The organism is Pseudoalteromonas sp. S3785, assembly GCF_005887365.1.
In the GTDB taxonomy this organism is placed as follows: Bacteria; Pseudomonadota; Gammaproteobacteria; order Enterobacterales; family Alteromonadaceae; genus Pseudoalteromonas.
This window is the reverse complement of sequence record NZ_PNCT01000203.1, coordinates 1-246: the sequence shown is the minus strand read 5'-3', so window position 1 is coordinate 246 and position 246 is coordinate 1. Positions and strand designations below refer to the sequence as shown.

At 52.0% G+C, this 246-nt stretch carries 1 pseudogene; it reads right to left on the bottom strand.

Annotated features, from left to right (window positions below):
- Positions 1-246: pseudogene (locus CWC17_RS19145) on the bottom strand (phosphoribosylamine--glycine ligase); the annotation flags it as partial.

The following is a 246-nucleotide window of genomic DNA, read 5'->3' as shown; positions in this document are numbered from 1 at the left end:
AAACGAAGCTTCCTCGCCTTCTAAAAACGCTTCGATGACATCACGGCTGCCAGCCTCGCGAACCGCATCACCTGCCAGCAGACCGCGACTAGCGTCATCAGCTTCAGGGTCGTTCATTGCTACAATCACGCCTGTACCAGCCGCTAGGCGATCGGCTTTTATTACAATTGGCGCGCCTTTTTCTTTGAAATAAGCAAGAGCAGGGTCAATTTGTTCAACCGTTTGGTAATCAGCGGTGGGGATTGC